The sequence below is a fragment of the Alcaligenes sp. PF14 genome, from assembly GCF_037150615.1.
Lineage (GTDB): Bacteria > Pseudomonadota > Gammaproteobacteria > Burkholderiales > Burkholderiaceae_B > Alcaligenes > Alcaligenes phenolicus.
In genome coordinates this window covers 426876-446181 of the sequence record NZ_JBAGRS010000002.1, presented here as the reverse complement: position 1 = coordinate 446181, position 19306 = coordinate 426876, and the positions used below count along the sequence as shown (strand labels likewise).

At 55.0% G+C, this 19306-nt stretch carries 13 protein-coding genes; 2 read left to right on the top strand and 11 right to left on the bottom strand.

Features of this window, described 5'->3' with window-relative positions:
- Window positions 1-13 precede the first annotated feature (13 nt).
- The 8 genes from WFM49_RS06055 to guaA all read right to left on the bottom strand — a co-directional run bounded on the left by WFM49_RS06055 (window position 14) and on the right by guaA (window position 10339).
- Entirely contained in the window at window positions 14-2944 is a 2931-nt protein-coding gene (locus WFM49_RS06055) for an SNF2-related protein (protein WP_336972284.1), read from the bottom strand.
- Entirely contained in the window at window positions 2944-3522 is a 579-nt protein-coding gene (locus WFM49_RS06050; protein WP_336972282.1) for a recombinase family protein, read from the bottom strand. The genes WFM49_RS06055 and WFM49_RS06050 overlap by 1 nt, the downstream gene beginning before the upstream one ends.
- Window positions 3523-3960: 438 nt before the next feature.
- Window positions 3961-4335: a plasmid mobilization protein gene (locus tag WFM49_RS06045; RefSeq protein WP_336972280.1), complete on the bottom strand. Its 375-nt coding sequence runs from the start codon at window positions 4333-4335 to the stop codon at window positions 3961-3963.
- A 681-nt stretch (window positions 4336-5016) separates the two neighbouring features.
- Complete coding sequence (locus tag WFM49_RS06040) at window positions 5017-5754, bottom strand: ABC transporter ATPase (RefSeq protein ID WP_336972278.1); 738 nt, start codon at window positions 5752-5754, stop codon at window positions 5017-5019.
- Window positions 5755-5842: 88 nt separating this feature from the next.
- Entirely contained in the window at window positions 5843-6721 is an 879-nt protein-coding gene (locus tag WFM49_RS06035) for a helicase RepA family protein (RefSeq protein ID WP_311219722.1), read from the bottom strand.
- Between the two features lie 3 nt (window positions 6722-6724).
- On the bottom strand, window positions 6725-6955 hold the full coding sequence (locus WFM49_RS06030) for a helix-turn-helix transcriptional regulator (RefSeq protein WP_101604780.1): 231 nt from the start codon (window positions 6953-6955) through the stop codon (window positions 6725-6727).
- Window positions 6956-7237: 282 nt separating this feature from the next.
- The gene (locus WFM49_RS06025) at window positions 7238-8446 is read right to left on the bottom strand and encodes a tyrosine-type recombinase/integrase (protein ID WP_336972273.1); all 1209 of its coding nucleotides are present in this window, start codon (window positions 8444-8446) and stop codon (window positions 7238-7240) included.
- A gap of 306 nt (window positions 8447-8752) precedes the next feature.
- Window positions 8753-10339, bottom strand: a complete 1587-nt coding sequence (guaA, locus tag WFM49_RS06020) for a glutamine-hydrolyzing GMP synthase (RefSeq protein WP_009457973.1) — start codon at window positions 10337-10339, stop codon at window positions 8753-8755.
- A gap of 161 nt (window positions 10340-10500) precedes the next feature.
- On the opposite strand from guaA, the gene WFM49_RS06015 reads away from it, so the two are divergent.
- On the top strand, window positions 10501-11388 hold the full coding sequence (locus tag WFM49_RS06015) for an alpha/beta fold hydrolase (RefSeq protein WP_336972271.1): 888 nt from the start codon (window positions 10501-10503) through the stop codon (window positions 11386-11388).
- Here the strand turns inward: WFM49_RS06015 and WFM49_RS06010 are convergent.
- Entirely contained in the window at window positions 11385-12191 is an 807-nt protein-coding gene (locus tag WFM49_RS06010; protein WP_250757077.1) for an AraC family transcriptional regulator, read from the bottom strand. The genes WFM49_RS06015 and WFM49_RS06010 overlap by 4 nt on opposite strands.
- An 85-nt stretch (window positions 12192-12276) precedes the next feature.
- Here WFM49_RS06010 and WFM49_RS06005 point away from each other — a divergent pair, with 85 nt between their 5' ends.
- Entirely contained in the window at window positions 12277-13182 is a 906-nt protein-coding gene (locus WFM49_RS06005) for a DMT family transporter (protein ID WP_336972269.1), read from the top strand.
- A 479-nt stretch (window positions 13183-13661) separates the two neighbouring features.
- Here the strand turns inward: WFM49_RS06005 and guaB are convergent, their stop codons facing one another.
- Both guaB and purL read right to left on the bottom strand, forming a co-directional pair.
- Window positions 13662-15122, bottom strand: a complete 1461-nt coding sequence (gene guaB, locus WFM49_RS06000; protein ID WP_009457979.1) for an IMP dehydrogenase — start codon at window positions 15120-15122, stop codon at window positions 13662-13664.
- A 43-nt stretch (window positions 15123-15165) separates the two neighbouring features.
- Window positions 15166-19227: a phosphoribosylformylglycinamidine synthase gene (gene purL, locus WFM49_RS05995; RefSeq protein ID WP_035268089.1), complete on the bottom strand. Its 4062-nt coding sequence runs from the start codon at window positions 19225-19227 to the stop codon at window positions 15166-15168.
- Window positions 19228-19306: the final 79 nt, after the last annotated feature.

Below are 19306 nucleotides of genomic sequence, written 5' to 3'. Positions count from 1 at the left end.
TACTTGAATCGGGTTAGAGCACCTGCCAGCGCACGCTGAACAGGGTCTCGTTGCTTGTTTTTTCTTGCAGGCGCTGCTGCAGTGAGGCGATCAGCTCGTCGCGCTTGGCGATGATCTCGTCCTCAACATCAAAAATCTCTTGTCTTTGTCGACGCTGTTTGCGTTCCAGCTCTGACAGTTCACGCTGGATGCCGTCCTGCTCCTGCAAGGTGGCGGCCTTGCGCGCGTCGCGTTTCAACTGGGCGATGCGTGCCTTGGTGTTCTTCAAGGCTTCCTCTGCGGCCAGCAGCTTGTCGTCAGCCCAGCGCTCCAGCTTGTCGCGTTCTTCATTGAAAAGGCGCTGGTTGGCTTCCAGCACCTGCGCAATGGTGGCGGCGACCGCACGCTGGCTGTTAGCCAATAGTGCCTCGGGCACGATGGCCTTCAAAGGCTTGGGTTTGCCTGCGGCTGGAATGGCCATCAGCTTTTCGCAGGTCTCCTGATCCAATATCTGGCCATCGTCAATGACGCCGGAGAACAACAGTGCCTCGGTGGTCTCGAAGGCCGTCACTTCTAGTCGAACCAGCGTCAGCCAGCCAGACTTGCCGCGCAGTTCCTCGATCACGGAAACGCGTGCACCGTGTTTACCATAGTCGAGCTTCAAGGTGGCGACGGGCGTAGCTGCATTAAGGCTGGCTTCAATACTCCACTCCCCCAGCGGGTGGCTGAGGCGGTAGGCGTGTGCCAGCATGTCCGGCTGTGTCGCACCGCGAATGAGCTGATAGCGGCCTGAGGCAATTCCAGTTGGCGGCGTGCTCAGAGAGAAGGCGTAGGACTGTTCATCGAAACGTGCCCGCTCGCTCAATGCATAGCGGGTAACACCCCAAAACCAACGACCCAGCTTGTCGAGTCGGGCTTCGGCCTCATCCAATCGCAGCTTGAGACGGTCGTGAACGTCTTCGTCGAAGTGCTCCAGTAGCTCGGACTGTGTGTCTTTAATACGGTCAGCGATGACTTCTTCCAGCTCCTCTTGCAGCGCGTTGAAGGCTGCTTCGATCTGATCGGGCTGGCGGCAGGTGTCGTAGATCTGGAGGATGCGCTTCTCGAAGTCGAGGCCGCCTTCAATGCGGCCTAGCACCTCATCGCTTGCACCAAACACGCCAGAAAACAAGTTGAACTTTTCGGTGAGCAATTCCAGCACGCGCTGGTCAGCCTGATTACGGGTGTTGAGGAAGTTGATGACCACCACGTCAAAACGCTGTCCGTAGCGGTGGCAACGGCCAATGCGCTGCTCGACGCGCTGCGGGTTCCACGGCAGGTCATAGTTGATGATCAGCGCGCAGAACTGCAAGTTGACGCCTTCGGCTGCCGCCTCGGTGGCGATCATGATTTCCGCGCCGGTGCCATCGTCTTTGCGGAAGTGGTCGATCAACGCGGTGCGGCGATCCACTTGCGGTGAGCCGGTAACACTATCTGTGCCTTTGTGCTCTTCCAGCCAGCGCTGGTAAATAGCCGTGGAGTCTTCATGATTATTGGTACCGCTGAACAACACCAGCTTGCCTGCGTGACCGTTGGCGGAAAGAAAGCGGTGCAGGTACTCCTGCGTGCGCCTGGACTCAGTGAAGATGATGGCTTTGCGTGGCGCGCCCAGCTCGGCCATTTTATTGAAGCCCAGAGTGAGCGCCTTCAGTAGTGCCTGCGCCTTGGTGTCAACTTGCAGCGCTTGCGCAGCATCGATGAGAGCGGTCAGTTCCGCGATCTCAGCGGTGATGGCTGCGCGGACGGCCTGAGCATTTTTTGCAGTCCCTGCCTTGTCGTCTTCGGATGGCTCAGCCGTGCGTGTTTCGGTGTCTTCGTCGACCTGGATGGCTTCCTCTTCCAGATAGTCTTGCTCCAAGTCGTCCTCTTCGATAAGCCGTTCGACCAGTTGACTGCTATCGTCTTCCGTTTTTTCTGCCGTGAGCAAGCCGAGCAAGCGCTCTCGGATGGTGACCAACGTGGCAGCGACGGCGGGCGCACTGGACGCCAGCAGCTTGCGTAAGATCAATCCCGTGAGATGGCGCTGCTGTCTGGGTAGAGCGTAGGAGTTTTCCTTTTGCAGAAATGTCGAGATACGCTCGTACAGCGCCTGCTCGTCGTCAGTCGGGTTAAACGGCTGGGTGAGAGCCTTGCGCTCGGTGTATTTGATGTACTCCAGTACGTCACGGCGCAGCGTGCGCTTCGCGAAGCTGGCAAGTCGCTCTCGCAGTTCGCCAAGCCCGGTTCTGCTGTTCATGAATTGCTTGCGAAAGGCAGTTTCGTCGCCAAATAGGTGCTCGTCAATTAGGGAGGATAGGCCGTACAGCTCCATCAGCGAGTTTTGCAGCGGTGTGGCGGTGAGCAACAGCTTCTTGCGGCCTTGCAGCGCACGCTTGAGCGCCTGCCCGGTGCGGTTGCTGGTGCGGTGCGCATTACGCAGCTTGTGCGCTTCATCGATGACCACCATATCCCAGGGCACGGCGCGCAGCTCGGCCTCTAGCCTGGCGGCAAACTGGTAGGACATAATCACGACCGCTTGCCCAACCTGCCGTTGCAAGGTAGCGAGCATGTCACCAGCGGACTGCTTGCGCATCGAAACGGCATCCACCACGGTGGTGGGCATGGCAAATTTGTCGTGCAGCTCCTGTGCCCACTGCTTACGCAGACTGGCAGGACAGATGACCAGTAGCCGACGACGGCGCTCGGCCCAGTACTGGCAAACCACCAGCGCGGCTTCAATGGTTTTGCCCAACCCCACCTCGTCGGCCAGCAGCACGCCTTCCTGCAACGGGTTGCGAAGCGCGAACAGCGCCGCCTCGATCTGATGCGGGTTCAGATCTACGCTGGCATCGAACAGCGATTGGGAGAGACGATCTACGCCATCGGCGACGTGTCGCCGCGTCAGCTCGTGGGCGTAGTACTTGGCGTGGTAAGCTGAATACACCATCAGCTGCTTCGCTTATTCGGTGTGACTACACCTACGTGCTTATAGAGCGTTGTCCGAGAAACGCCATAGCGTCGCGCCACATCAGCCACTTTGATTTCAGGTGATTTCAGGAGTGCTTTGATTTCTCGTATGTCCTTCTCCCCTAGCTTGGGCTTGCGACCACCTAATCGACCACGGGCGCGTGCTGCTGCCAACCCAGCGTGCGTCCGCTCACGGATCAAACTACGCTCGAATTCGGCCAGCGCTGCGAACACATGGAAAGTCAGCTTGCCCGCCGCGCTGCCTGTTTCGATCTTTTCCGTCAAACTTTCAAAGCCGATACCACGCTGCTCAAGATCAGTCACGATCTGTACCAAGTCGGGCAGGTTGCGACCGAGTCGATCCAGCCGCCACACCACCAGGGTATCTCCTGCTCGTAGCGCCTTGCGGCACTGCTCAAGCTCCGGCCGCTCTGTACTCTTGCCACTGGCCGCTTCTTCGTAGATAACGCCGCATCCGGCCTGCTGAAGCGCGTCGCGCTGCAAATCTAGATGCTGATCGTCAGTCGATACGCGAGCGTACCCTATACGTTGATTCATGGACGTATCCAAGACATTGAAAAATTGACAACTATATTAACACTTTTAGGAGGCTTTCACGAACAAAAAATGAACCTCCTTGAGCTGTTCAGAAAAGCACCGTTTGCTGAACAAGCATTAACTGTTACTTATAACAAACTATTTTCTTTTTGGTGCCTCTTCCTTCTCCATAAATCCCTACCCCGGTCAAAAGCTACCAACTAGGGGTTTTATAAGTTTTAAAGAGTTTTAATAGTTTTATCTGTGGACAACCCGAAAAACACATTTAAAACCAATGCATTGCAAGCTCCCTTGGTCCCCAATGTACGGGTTTTAGCCCCTAATGTACGGAAAACAGCCCCTAATGTACGCGCTTTGGTCCCTAATGTACGGACCATTCACACAACCAAAACACTCGAGTTAGTTCGCATAACCTGGCTTAACTCTCTCTCAACCACATCAATAACGCGGGCCCTTTAAGGCCTTGCTCATCAAGTCCATCATTTTCTTTTGAAGCAATCGAAAATCATTCATCAATACTTCAACAGAATGTGCCGAAGCACCATGACCACGCTTTTCCAGCAACCAGAGTTTCAACAAGCCTGCCACCCTACCCAGATCCCCATTCACTTTCACCATGTCCGTTACAGCGTGCAGGTCTAACACAGAACGTACTTTCTGATTCAAGGCAAGCGCTCGCAAAAAAGCAGAGTTCGATAAGCCTGACATCTTGGCCTTTTCTTGAATTTCTGACATTTCCTCTGACGTTACGAAAACTTTGATGTACTTCCCTCTTGGTCTTTTGCCATAAGTTCCACTTCTTTTTTCTTCCATATTTTCCTCTTTGGGGCGGCAGCACCCGTATGCCTCGCAGAGCAAGTGTGTCGTCGAGCTGCAGCGAGTCGATCAGGTGTTGGGGGACGACAAGCGCAGCTTGTGGGCCCACAACACACATCTTGCCATCAGATTCAGTGCGATTATGTGCAACTCTCCGATGTCTAAAGCCTGTTTTTCACCAAATCGCAATAAGTCGCATAAGATCGCATTAAGTCGCGCTTAATCGCACATAATCGCGTAGCGTCGCATTAATCAATCCATTCGATCGCATAAAATCGCATACATTCGCATAAGATCGTATTTACACTTAAGTTCCCAATATCCTCGAATGAATGGGCACCAAAAAGAAGGCTTTTTCAACTCCAGCGATGTATTTGCTAAATAGACGAGTCGTGACGGACTCAATAGCCGTGTCTTGCATGTAGAACACGTACGACTTTTTTGGCTCAAAATATGACTGATCTACCTTCACTTAACAATAAACCTAACTCCGCTTTGATCAAGCGAGCTTTGTTAAACGCGCAAGCCACACAAATACCCCAGAAATAAGCCATACTCGATGTATTGTGAGTCCTTTTTTCTTTTGGTGTCCTGACGGTCGTAGGCCGACTGGCAAGGCTTGACTGCACTTAAGTGCGGGCAATGTCGCGCAGATAACTGAATATCCTGAATATCCTGCTAACTCCGGGCGGGTGTGCCACGTTTCGGGCGGCTGTGCCACGCTACCGGGCGGGTGTGCCACGCCATCGGGCGCCTGTGCCACGCTTCGGGCGTTGTAGACGTCATTTTTTTTATGCGTTCACCGTCGAGCACAATCCCAATTTCCCGTAAGTTTTGATTTTCTTCCTTAAGCCTTCGTCTTGCATCGCGCATAGCTTGACTTGATACTTGTCCCGCAACCGCCACAATAACAGTGTCAAAATACCAACCGCCTGTTGGTTCTACCTTATGACTCAAGATATGTCGTGCTACCGCTTGGCTGATACCATACTTCAGGCGAGCGATAGGGGCAGGATCGTAATACAGGCATAGGTCATGCTCAAGCAGCATTACCAGCGCTACACCAAGACGCACTCGCCATAGATTCCGCATCCCTCCACTCAGAGGATCTGGACGCGTCATAAGCGAAGGGATAACATGATCAATCAATCCACCAATAATCGGAAAATCAAATTGTGGGGTATCAATTGTGATCGTCGCTGCTCGCAGTTCAGCCAACAACTTTTCGATCTGCGTAAAGCTGTAGCGGCTATCAGACAGCGTCTTTCTCAACCGAGCAGGATCCACAAGAAGTTCGACGCCGCCATCTGAAACATCTCGACGACGTTCTGCACAATACAGAATAGCCTCCACTATGTCGGCATGCCTCTGACCAAGCCTGCCCTTCACGCGGCAACGCCCAAATGATGTATCCATCCAATCACCCTCAAGTAATCGTGGGCGCTGACTGGACTGATAGAGCATTACACGCGCCTGTACGCTAGTACTAGTAGGCGTGACAGCGTTACCACGACTCATCATCTGCTCCATTAACACTCGTCAGGGCACTCTCTTTGCTCGTGTTAACCAACTTCACTGGTACAAGAACACCACCGTCATAACGCTTGTACCAGTGATCAATCGGAATGGCATCGTAGTTCTGCTTACTGACACCAAAACGGACAAAAAAACCTCTTCGATCATCACCTATAGGCTGTCGACTAAATTCCTGGTCACTAAGACTTTTAGCCTCTTTTTCTGTCATTTTGGCAATGAAACCGCACCAGCGAGCATTGTCGATTAAAGCAGATGCGCCTCGTGCTGCCTGCTGTTGATCCGTTCCTCCTTCACGAGCGCTACCTTTGCTGACGTGATGCAGATACAAAACTGAGGCCCCAGTACACGCTGCAATATGCTCCAACATAGCGATAAGTTTGGCCATGTCACTGTTGCTGTTCTCATCTCGATCATGAATCCGACTTAGTGTATCCAGCACGATCAGACGAGCACCGGAACAAAAGCTGATTAGATCTGCTCGTTGAACATCATCCAACACGTTCATTAGAGTTCCCATAACGGGCTTGAGAATCAAATTCTCTACGATAGCTTCACGTGCCTGTTTATTCAGATGTTGGCCGATAGCATGGATACGACGTACCAAGGCAACCTCTGGATCTTCTCCTGCGTAATAAATAACGCGGCCAGCACGAGGAGGAGAAAGCCCCACTAGATCACCTCCAGCAACGCTACATGCGATAGCCATTGCCGCTTCTAACGCCCAGAAACTTTTACCCGTAGCCCCAGGAGCCACTAATGCTCCTACTGTCCCTGCTAGGAAACCCGGCCAAATAAAATCTAATATTGGAGGCTCGCTCTCGAATGCTGCATGCAAGTCAATTGCCACAACTCACCCCCCCATTCCGGGTCTAGGGGCAGAGCCGGAATGCTTACATGCATCAATCCATGCCTCCACTTCAGCCAAATCCCAGACAACTTTACGACTGCTGAGCGCAATACGACGCGGGAACTTCCCTTGCTTTTCAAAGTTATAAATCGTGCGCTCACTCAAGGGAATTATTGAGAGTAACTGTTTCTTGGTAATAAGAACTTTGTTCGCTTTACTAAATTCATTTGTCACACCAAATACCTCGTTTTGTTTATTTGATGTTTAATTATTGCCCCATAATTCATGGGGTTTCCAGCATTTAACAGAACATAAAAGCCAACAAAATCAACAATTTACTGTCCGTAAATCCACTGTTTACGGACAACTTAGGTATTACAAACCACAGATTTACTTGGATTTAGGAAAGAGATCCCAAACCTATTGTTTTTGTCCGTCAAATACACCTTTTCCGGACATAAAAAAAGCCCACCAAAGTGGGCTTTTCACTACAAAAGCAGATTGCAATGCTCAAAATCAGTGCGCTGTGAGTACTTTTCCAGCTGTCCACCCATCAATCATATCCGCCCAATCCTGCAACATCTCCGCCCGCTGCTCCCTATACTCAGCCTTGTTATAAACCGCTCTCACACCCCGCTGTTCGTGTGCTAGGCATTTCTCAATCCAGTCCGTGTTATACCCTGCCTCATGCAACAAGGTGCTCGCGGTACGCCTTAAATCATGTGGCCCGAACTTCGCTAGGGGTTGCCCTTCTTTTTGTGCCAGCCGGTACGTTAAGGTCAGCACCTGATTCAGCGTCGCGCTGCTCATGGGTTTATCGGTGTCATAGCGTGATGGCAGCACGTACTCCGACCCACCTGCAAAGGTTTTTAACGCGATAAAGAAATCCAACGCTTGGCGGGATAAGAACACCATATGAGGATTGCGGCGTTTCATGCGCTCTTTGGGGATAGTCCATAATGCTTCGGTGAAGTTGATCTCGCTCCATGTGGCATTGGTTAGCTCACTCTTGCGCACCATAGTCAACAATAAGAGCTTGGCGGCGGCTCGTATAGAGGGGGATGTACCGATTCTTTCTATGTATTGATACATCAGGCCAATTTCCTCTGGTGTTAAGGCCCGGTCGCGCGGTTCAAATCGGGCGATACTGGCTGGCCGCACCAACTCAGCAGGGTTATCCACTTTTTGGCCGCGTTCAATCGCCCAGCGGAAGATTTGCAGCACCAACTCACGCGCATGTACGGCGGTTGCCGGTGCGCCTCGCTCTACGATGTGGTCCGTCAAGGCGCGTAGGTCCTCGTGACTGATTTCCTCTAGCTTCATTTTGCCGAATCTAGGCAGCAGCTCACGCTCATAGACTGAACGGCGCATATCTCGTGTGGAGTCGGCCATCTGATAGCCGCGCAGCCACTTTTGCGCCCACGCATCGAAGGTATCAGCATCTTTGATCCGTGCCTTAGCGCGGGCCTTTTCTTTGGCTGGGGATTTGCCAGCGGCGATCATCTTTTTGGCTTCACCTAGTTGCTCGCGCGCCTCGGCCAATGTGATGCCGCCTAGACCGTAGCGACCAAAGGTGATGGTTTCTTGCCTGCCATGGATGCTGTAGTTGTAACGAAAGGAAATGGTACCCGCAGGCGTGACGGCAGCATACAGCCCATCCCTATCGTTAACTTTGTAGAGTTTTTCTTGTGGCTTAAGATTTCTTAGCTTGGTATCGGTTAGCATTAGGTGCGGCTCCATATCGATTCTGATACCATGACTCAAAACCACGTCAAAAATCAGAAAAAGATGATAAAAAACAATACACTATGATTTTTCAATACCATGAGATAGAAAACAAACCCCACATGGTATTTGCTTTAATCATGGCATCAACGATTCATAATACCAAGTTTCATACCACAAATAAATCGTGCTTGACACTGCCAAACGGTGCCAGACCCTGCCACCCTTAAAAACAAAAAAGCCCGCATTTACGCGGGCTTAGCGGCTTTTTATGCCTTATGCTGCTGGATTATTCCAGACGCGGGATTATTCCCACTCAATCGTCGCTGGCGGCTTGCTGCTTACATCGTACGTCACACGGTTAATGCCGCGCACTTCGTTGATAATGCGGCCAGAGGTACGCTTGAGCAGCGAGTATGGCAGTTCAGCCCAGTCAGCCGTCATGAAGTCGGTGGTCTGCACGGCACGCATGGCAACAACGTACTCATAAGTACGGGCATCGCCCATCACGCCTACGCTCTTCACAGGCAGGAAAACGGTGAAGGCCTGGGAAGTCAGGTCGTACCAGTTCTTGCCGGTTTCTTCGTCAACCGTGTTGCGCAGCTCTTCGATGAAGATGGCATCGGCTTGACGCAGCAGATCTGCGTATTCGCGCTTGATTTCACCCAGAATACGGACACCCAAGCCTGGGCCTGGGAAGGGGTGACGGTAGACCATTGCTGGCGGCAGGCCCAGGGCTACGCCTAGTTTGCGCACTTCGTCCTTGAACAGCTCGCGCAGGGGTTCCAGCAGTTTCAGGTTCAGCGTATCTGGCAGGCCGCCCACGTTGTGGTGGGATTTGATGCCAGTGGCTTTACCGGATTTAGCGGCGGCGGACTCGATTACGTCCGGGTAGATTGTGCCTTGGGCCAACCAGCGGGCGTTGCTGAGTTTGGCGGCTTCTTCCTGGAAGATTTCCACGAATTCACGGCCAATGATCTTGCGCTTGGCTTCTGGATCGGTAACACCGGCCAGTTTGCCCAGGAAGCGGTCGGAAGCGTCGATATGGATGATCTTCAAACCCATATTGTCGGCGAAGGTGCTCATGACTTGCTGGGCTTCATTCAGACGCAGCAGGCCGTGGTCCACGAATACGCAGGTCAGCTTGTCGCCGATAGCCTGGTGGATCAGAGCGGCAGCAACCGAGGAATCCACACCACCGGACAGAGCCAGAATAACTTCTTCGTCGCCGACTTGTTCGCGGATATTGGCAATAGCCTCTTGCACGTAGTCAGGCATGTTCCAATCACCCACGCAGCCGCAGATGTCGCGTACAAAGCGCTCGAACAAAGCAGCGCCTTGGACAGTGTGGGTGACTTCGGGGTGGAACTGAACCGCGTAGAAGCCGCGATCTTCATCGGCCATACCGGCGATGGGGCATGTAGGCGTGGAAGCCATCAGCTTGAAGCCGGGAGGCAAGGCGGTAACTTTGTCGCCGTGGCTCATCCAGACTTTGAGCATGCCGTGGCCTTCTGCCGTAGCGAAATCCTGAATACCGTCCAGCAGCTTGGTGTGGCCGTGGGCGCGGACTTCGGCGTAACCGAATTCACGCTTGTCCGAACCTTCGGTAACGCCGCCCAGTTGGCGGGCCATGGCTTGCATGCCGTAGCAAATGCCCAGAACGGGTACGCCGGCTTCAAACGCGGCGGCAGGAACTTGCAGAGCGTCTTCGGCGTAGACCGAGGCATGGCTGCCAGACAGAATGATCCCTTTCAGGCCTTCTTGGGAACGGATGAATTCATCGCTGACATCACCGGGGTGAATTTCACAGTACGCACCGGCTTCGCGTACGCGACGCGCAATAAGCTGGGTGACCTGGGAGCCGTAATCAAGAATCAGAATTCGCTGGTGCATGAAAGTATCGAGCCAATAATAAAGCGGTAAAGGATCTATTTTACGCTGTGTAGCGCCGCTTAGGGAGTCGCAGAAATACTCCAGGCCGAAATTGTCTTGCATCACTGGCATTCATGCGGCAAGGCAGCTACAGTACATGCAGCCATTTTGGGAGTTTCAGCATGTCTTCGAGTCGTACCCCTCGTCCGAGCGAACTTAATGAACACCAGGAATCCCGACCTGCACAGGCCACACAACAACAAGGCGGCAGCTATATCCCTGCTCCCGGCCCCTCCGGTGCCCGCTCGCACAGCTTTGCCTACGAATGTCAGGAAGATACGGACGAAGTCTCCGACAGCCTGACCTTTGTGCTGGTTCACGGTGCCTGGCACGGTGGCTGGTGCTGGTCCAGACTGGCTGCCCGGCTACGGGCCAAGGGGCATAAAGTCTATACCCCCACACTGACAGGCCTGGGCGAACGCAGCCACTTGCTTAGTGCGGACATCACCCTGAACACCTTTGTAGATGATGTCGCTAATTTGATACGTTGGGAGGAACTCTCCAACGTGGCTCTGGTGGGCCACAGCTTTGGAGGACTGGTCATTAGCGGCGTCGCCGACGTCATGCCACGCTGCATTCAACAACTGATTTACCTGGACGCCTTTATCCTGCCCAGCGGCACCAGCACCTTCGACACCCTGCCAGAAAAGATTGTCGACAGCATGGTGGCCTCTGCCGGGAAAAGCGCCATTCCTGCCGTCCCCCCTCCTCCACTAAGCGCCTTGGGCCTGCATGCCACAGAAGATCTGCACTTTGTCGGTAACCGCCTGACACCACAGCCGCTTAGCGTCTACCGCTCTTCCCTGCGCTTACAGAACCCCGTCATCGGCAATGGCCGCCCTTGCTCCTATATCTCCTGCACACAGCCTACGTTCAGGGGGGTGGATACCTCGCGCGAATGGGCCCGTCAGCAGAAAGACTGGGAATTCCGAGAGTTGGAAAGTGGGCACTGCGCGTTGATGACACACCCCGACATGCTGGCCCGGCTTTTACTGGAGCTAGCGGACTAAACTGCGTCGCCCGCGCTGTCTTTAGAGCGATAAAACTCTCTGGGAGTAACCCCAAAATACCGCCGGAAAACGGCGGCATATGCGCTTTGGCTGGCGTAACCGTGCTGCAAAGCCACTTGCACAACAGGCTCACCAGCTGCCAAGCCCTCCAAAGACCCCAACAATCGAGCGAATTGACGCCATTGCCCAAAGCTGATGCCGGTATGGCGACGAAACAGGCGGTGGAAAGTTTTGACGCTCATGGCCAGTTGCCTGGCCCAGGCATCTGCATCTCTATCATCATCGGGGCTAGCCTCCAGCTGTCGACACACCAGTAGCAAGCGCGGCTCTTCGGGCCAGGGCAGATGAAACGGCAATACAGGCAACTCGCGCAGTTCATCCAGCAATAAACGCATCAAGCGGCCATCGCGACTGTCTTGCGCATACACCAAAGGAATTCGGCTGGCCTCCAGAATCAGCTCCCGTAGCAAGGGGCTGACATCCAGCACGCAGTTACGCGCCGGCAAGCCCGGAGCAGCATCCTCATCCACAAAGATCGTGCGCATTTTGACCTGCCCGCGCATGCGAACCGTATGAGGACGACCCGGTTGCAGCCAAACGCCACGGCTAGGAGGAACCACCCAGCGCCCTTCCTGGGCATCAATCACCATCACCCCTTGCACGGCGTACAAGAACTGCGCACGTACATGCTGATGTTCGTGAATAAGATGGCCGTCCGGATAGTCTGCTGCCAAACCACTAATAGGCATCTTGGCCAGCTCAACCGGAATATGAATAAGAGGATCAAGCACAAGCTGTCCCATTTGCGCTAATTCAAGTCAGTTTAGCGAAAGACAGGCAAGTCGGTCTACAGCGAGCATACGTCTTCCTTATTGATGGATGCTTCCAATGCGCAACTATGCTTATACGCTGGTGACCATGCTGTTGTGGTCCGGCAATGTCATTGTTTCCAAAATGGCGCACGGCCTGATCGCCGCACCTGCCATGAGTTTTTATCGAGTCGTGCTGGCGCTGGCCATCATGAGCCTGTTTGCCGCTCGCCCTGTCTGGCGACACTGGCACTCGATCCGTCCTCAACTACCCAAACTGCTGTTTCTGGGATTTCTGAGCATGGCGTTTTATCAATGTCTGTCTTACTGGGCAGCAGCCAGCACCAGCGCAACCAATATGGCCGTGATTACTGCACTGACGCCCTTGCTGACCCTGCTGACCACCCGCCTGCTGCTCCCCGGCTCCGGCCCGCGCGGCATGCTACCGGGTGCCCTGCTGGCCTTATTTGGAACGGTTTGGTTAATTAGCGGTGGTCATCCTTTGCAACTACTCAGCCAAGGCGTGCGTTCGGGCGACTTATTGATGCTGACCGCCGCATTAAGCTACGCCTTCTACAGCGTCTTCCTGAAAAAATGGCACATCTCCGTACCCGCCTGGCAATCTACCTATCTGCAGGCCTGGGGAGACCTGGTTACCCTGCTACCCGTCTTCTTCTGGCTGCCGGCGGAACAAACCCAACTTAATGAACAGACAGTCCCCCTGATCCTGTACGCAGGTATCCTGACCTCCGTCCTGCTGCCCTACTGCTGGATCCAAGGCATCACACGCTTGGGCCCGGCCCGATGCAGCCTGTTCCTGAATATCCTGCCCTTCATGACCGCCATGCTGGCCATCCCATTGCTGGGCGAACAACTGGGCTCACACCATGTGAGCGGTGGATTGCTGACTCTGGCAGGGGTGATTTTGGCTCAATGGCCGCCTCAACAATGGCTGTTCAAAACCAAAACAGCCCCTGCTAAATAAGAAATATGGGAGTTTTATACCCAACTCCTGCTATGAACGGATTTGCCAGCTATCGGCCATTAGTTTGCGAATTAACCCAACACAGCTACAAAAATCCTAAGCACAAAAATCAGGCGGGGCTAAGTATTTCTCGATCTGAGCCTCTTGCGGCCTGGGTGGGGGCGTGGGGCGAGTCAGACTGCTTGCCGCGGGCGGTGTCGGGATACGGGATGCAAGCACTCTGCTGTTTGAGCCCGACGCTTGTGATTGGTCCGGGGGACCAATCACCGGGTGAGTTCAGAGTGCGCCCGTATCTCGACACCGCCAAGGGCACCGGTGCGCAGCACCGGCAAGCGGTCCGCCCCACGCCCCTACCCAGGCCGCAAGAGGCGTCTATCCTGAGAGACCCAACCCTGCCCCACAACACAAAGGCGGAAACCTCAAAAAAAACCGCCAACCCAAAGGCTAGCGGTTTCTGGCATGCAAGAGACTGGCTAAGATCAGTCAGCGCGGTAGTTAGGCGCTTCCTTGGTGATCTGCACATCATGCACGTGGGACTCACGTACACCAGCAGCCGTAATTTCCACGAACTCGGCCTTGGCGTGCAATTCCTCGATGGATTTGCAACCGCAGTAGCCCATGGAAGCACGGATGCCGCCAACCAGTTGGTAAATAATGGCAATCACACTGCCCTTGTAAGGCACGCGGCCTTCAATACCTTCTGGAACCAGCTTGTCAGCGTTGTTCGAAGGATCCTGGAAGTAGCGATCAGCCGAACCATCGACCATGGCGCCCAAGCTACCCATACCGCGGTAGGACTTGTACGAACGGCCCTGGAACAGCACCACTTCACCCGGAGACTCTTCAGTACCAGCAAACATACCGCCCATCATGCAAGCGGAAGCGCCAGCAGCCAAAGCCTTGGACACATCGCCGGAGAAGCGGATACCGCCGTCAGCGATCAAAGGTACGCCTGTACCTTCCAATGCCTTGGCAACGTCAGCGATCGCTGTAATTTGAGGTACACCCACACCGGCCACGATACGAGTCGTACAAATAGAGCCAGGGCCAATACCGACCTTGACACAATCTGCACCGGCCTCGACCAGAGCGCGAGCGGCATCAGCGGTAGCAATGTTGCCACCAATAACCTGAATGCGAGGAAAATTCTTCTTGACCCAGCGAACGCGCTCGATAACACCACGGGAGTGACCGTGGGCAGTGTCCACCACCACCACGTCCACACCGGCTGCGGCCAGTTTCTCGACACGTTCTTCGGTACCGTCACCCACACCAACCGCAGCGCCGACGCGCAGCTGACCGTGGCTGTCTTTGCTGGCCAGAGGGTGCTCGGTGTTTTTGACAATATCCTTAACCGTTGCCAGACCACGCAGCTGGAACTGATCGTTAACGATCAGCACGCGCTCCAGACGGTGGCGGTGCATCAGGGCCTGAGCTTCGTCCAGCGTGGCGCCTTCATGCATGGTGATCAGACGCTCTTGAGGCGTCATGACATCACGCAAAGGCAGATCCAGGCGGTCTTCAAAGCGCAGATCGCGGTTGGTAACAATACCCACCAGTTTGCCGGCCTCAACCACCGGCAAACCGGAAATACCGTGCTGACGCTGCAGGTTGATGGCATCGCGCACCTTCATGGTGGGCGTCACAGTAACCGGGTCAATCACGATACCGAACTCGTGGCGCTTCACACGTGCAACTTCACGTGCTTGAGCATCCGCCGTCAGGTTCTTGTGGATGATCCCGATACCGCCTTCCTGTGCCATGGCAATAGCCAGGCGCGCTTCGGTTACCGTGTCCATGGCAGCCGAAACCAGCGGGATATTCAGGGTGATGTCCCGCGTAAAGCGGGTGAGCAAGGATGTATCGCGAGGCAGAACCTCGGAGTAAGCGGGAACCAACAACACATCGTCGAAGGTCAGTGCTTTCTTGATGAGACGCATGCTTTTATAACTCCGTCCAAAAATCGATTATACGCGTAAGCAATTACGCAATCCAGACCCGAGCGTTGCGAAACATCCGCATCCAGGGAGTAAACCCACCATTTGCCATCTGATCAGCACCCTGATCGGCGGCGCCCCACTGCTCTGGAGTCCAGGACATCATGACGTTGCGCGTCACGCGTTCCGGGTGAGGCATCATGATGGTGAAGCGGCCATCTGCCGTGGTTACGCCGGTCAAACCGTAAGGGCTGCCGTTGGGGTTCAGCGGGTACTGTTCGGTGCGCTGACCGCGATGATCCACAAAGTGAACCGCAGCGGCGACCTTGGACGCATCGCCTTGACGCTGGAAGTTGGCAAAGCCTTCACCGTGAGCCACGGCTACTGGCAGACGGGTCCCTTCCATACCCTTGAAGAACAAGGATGGCGAAGAGGCAATTTCCACACTGGAGAAACGAGCTTCGTATTTTTCCGACTGGTTACGGGTAAAGCGTGGCCAGAATTCTGCACCTGGAATCATGGGAGCCAAAGCGGCCATCATCTGGCAACCATTACAAATACCCAGACCGAAAGTGTCGCTGCGACCAAAGAAGGCCGCAAACTGATCCGACAACTGGTTGTTGAAACGAATGGTCTTGGCCCAGCCTTCACCGGCGCCCAGAACGTCGCCGTAGCTGAAACCACCCACGGCCACCATGCCCTGCATGCCTTCCAGCGATGCGCGGCCCGACAGCAAATCGGTCATGTGTACGTCAACGGCTTCGAAACCAGCAGTATCAAAGGCCCAGGCCATTTCCACCTGACTGTTGCACCCCTGTTCGCGCAAGATGGCAACGCGTGGGCGCTTGCCGGTAGCGATGAAGGGAGCAGCAATATCTTCCTGCGGGTTGAACATGACGCGCGGCGAGATGCCTGGATCTTGTACGTCTTCCCAGCGATCGAATTCAGCCTGCGCGCAAGCGGGGTTATCGCGGCGCTCCATGATGCGGCGGCTAACTTCGCTCCACTGTTGCGCCAGTTCCACACGAGGGGCCTGGTAAATGCAAGCGCCATCGCGGTAGAACTCGACCTGATCAGTCTTGTTCAGGCTACCAATCACGTGGGAGTGAGCCGACAAACCTGCCTCACGCAGAATTTGCATAACCTGATCACGCTGGGCCAATGGCACCTGGATAACAGCACCAGCCTCTTCGTTGAACAAGGCGCGCAAGGTGATTTCATCACGCTGCACGGAAACCTGTTCGGCACGAATCTTGTAATCGCCCCAATCGGCAGCATGAGGGTCGATGGTCAGCATGTCCAGATTCACGGACACGCCTGTGTGACCGGCAAACGCCATCTCGGCCACGGTCGCGGCCAGGCCACCGTCGGAACGGTCGTGGTAGGCCAGGATCAGATCCTGGTCGGCCAATTGGCGAATCACCTTCACAAACGCCAGCATGGCTTCGGCGTCCTGCATGTCAGGTACGGACTGGCCAACCTGATTGAAGGCGTGAGCCAATACGGAAGCGCCCATACGCTGTTTGCCCTGTCCCAGATCGATCAAAACCAGAGCAGTATCGCCCACATTGGTTTGCAGTTGGGGGGTCAAGGTGCGGCGCACATCGGCCACTTGAGCAAAAGCGGTCACCACCAGGGAAACTGGCGAAATCACCTGACGGGACTCACCGTCCTGCTCCCAGCTGGTACGCATGGACAGGGAGTCCTTGCCCACCGGAATGGACAGGCCCAGGCTCTGGCACCACTGGCTGACAGCCTGAACCGTGTCGAACAAGGCAGCGTCCTGGCCATCCACGCCGCAAGCGGCCATCCAGTTGGCGGACAATTTGACGTCTTTCAGGTCACGCACATCGCTGGCGACCAGGTTGGTCAGGGCTTCAGCCACAGCCATACGGCCGGAGGCAGCAGCGTCAATCATGGCGCTAGGGCTACGTTCGCCCATGGACATGGCTTCGCCGCGCACGCCCTCAAAATCAGCCAATGTCACGGCGCAGTCAGCCACAGGCACTTGCCAAGGGCCAACCATCTGATCACGACTGCACAGGCCACCCACGCTGCGGTCGCCAATGCTGATCAGGAAAGTCTTGTTGGCCACAGTGGGGTGACGCAGCACCCGGTGCATGGCTTCGGTCAACGGAATAACCGTCAGGTCCAGCGGTTCGGCCACGCCGTCCAGACGCTTGACGTCGCGTTCCATGCGTGGGGCTTTACCCAGAATCACATCCATAGGCACGTCAACAGGACGTTCCTCGATGCTCTTGGGGGTGTGCACTTCGTCCACGCCAGGCAGGCCTTCGCCGAAAGTCACGCGCAATTGGCGCTCTTCAGTCGCCACACCCACGACGGCAAAGGGGCAGCGCTCGCGCTGAGCAATGCGCTCAAAACGTGGCAGATCCTTGGGCAGAATGGCCAGGACGTAACGCTCCTGGGATTCGTTGGACCAGATTTCAGCAGGCGACAGACCCGACTCTTCCAGAGGAACGCGAGTCAGTTCAAAAATAGCGCCACGCTCGGCATCGTTCACCAGTTCCGGGAAGGCGTTGGACAGACCGCCCGCCCCCACGTCGTGGATGGCAATAATGGGGTTATTCTCGCCCTGCTGCCAGCAGCGGTCGATCACTTCCTGGGCACGGCGTTCCATCTCCGGGTTACCACGCTGCACGGAGTCAAAGTCCAGTTCGGCGCGGTTCGCGCCCACGCCCATACTGGAAGCAGCACCGCCACCCATACCAATACGCATACCAGGACCACCCAGCTGAATCAGCAAGGCACCCACTGGCAAAGGATCTTTGTGAGTCAGGCGATCGTCAATCGAACCCAGACCACCAGCAATCATGATGGGCTTGTGATAGCCCCAGCGCTGATCGCCAGCCGTTTGCTCAAAGGTACGGAAGTAACCCAGCAGATTAGGACGACCAAATTCGTTATTGAAGGCGGCACCACCAATCGGGCCTTCAATCATGATGTCCAGGGGGCTGGCGATACGGTCAGGAATACCGTGGGAGTCTTTTTCCCAAGGCTCCATTTGCTCAGGGAAGCACAGATTGGACACGGTAAAACCGGTCAAACCTGCTTTGGGCTTGGAACCACGGCCTGTTGCGCCTTCGTCGCGAATCTCGCCACCGGCACCGGTAGATGCACCGGGGAAAGGAGCAATTGCGGTTGGGTGGTTATGAGTTTCCACCTTCATCAAGGTGTGAACCAACGCTTCGTGACGCTGATACACAGGCTCGTTGGCCTGATCATCAATACCGGCGTGGAACAGAGTAGCGGGGCCGCCCGTCATGATGGCGGCGTTATCCGCATAAGCCACCACGGTATTTTCAGGTTGAGCCGCGTGGGTTTCGCGAATCATGCCAAACAAGGTCTTGCCCTGGTTTTGACCGTCGATTACCCACTGTGCGTTAAAAATCTTGTGACGACAGTGTTCGCTATTGGCTTGCGCGAACATCATCAATTCCACATCGTGCGGGTTACGACCCAGACGCGTGAAGGCATCCATCAGGTATTCAATTTCGTCCTCGGACAGCGCCAGACCCATTTCCTCGTTGGCCTGCTTCAAAGTCGCCACGCCACCACCCAGGACGTCCACGGTCTGGATGGGCTTGCCTTCCAGTTGGGTGAACAGCGCCTGACCGTCAAACTCCAAACCAACCACGGTTTCGGTCATGCGGTCGTGCAGCAAGGCAGCCAGTTGCTCCAGCTGAGCCTGATCCAGTTCCTTGGCACCCAGCAAGCCACGCTTGGGGGTGATGATGTAACGCACGCCACGCTCGATACGACGTACCGCTTGCAAGCCACAGTTATGAGCGATGTCAGTCGCTTTACTGGCCCAGGGCGACACGGTACCCAAACGAGGAATGACACGCAGAACCAAGGCACCTTTAGGCGGCTGAGGGTCCAGCGCAGGCAGACCATCGTCCAGCAGGTCGCTCAGGTGCTGACGCGCACTGGCATCCAGGCCGGACTCTTCAGTCCAGACATAGTATTCGTGCAAGGCAAGAATGTCGGCAACAGGCAGTTGACGCTGCTCGACACGCTCTAGCAAACGCTCACGACGAAATGCGGAGAGCACGGACGAACCGGGAAAGTACAGGATTTGGCTCACGATACGGGAGGGGCAAAAAAGGTGGGAGAAATAGAAAACACGCCATTTTAACCGGAAGCGACACAAGAGGTCACATCGG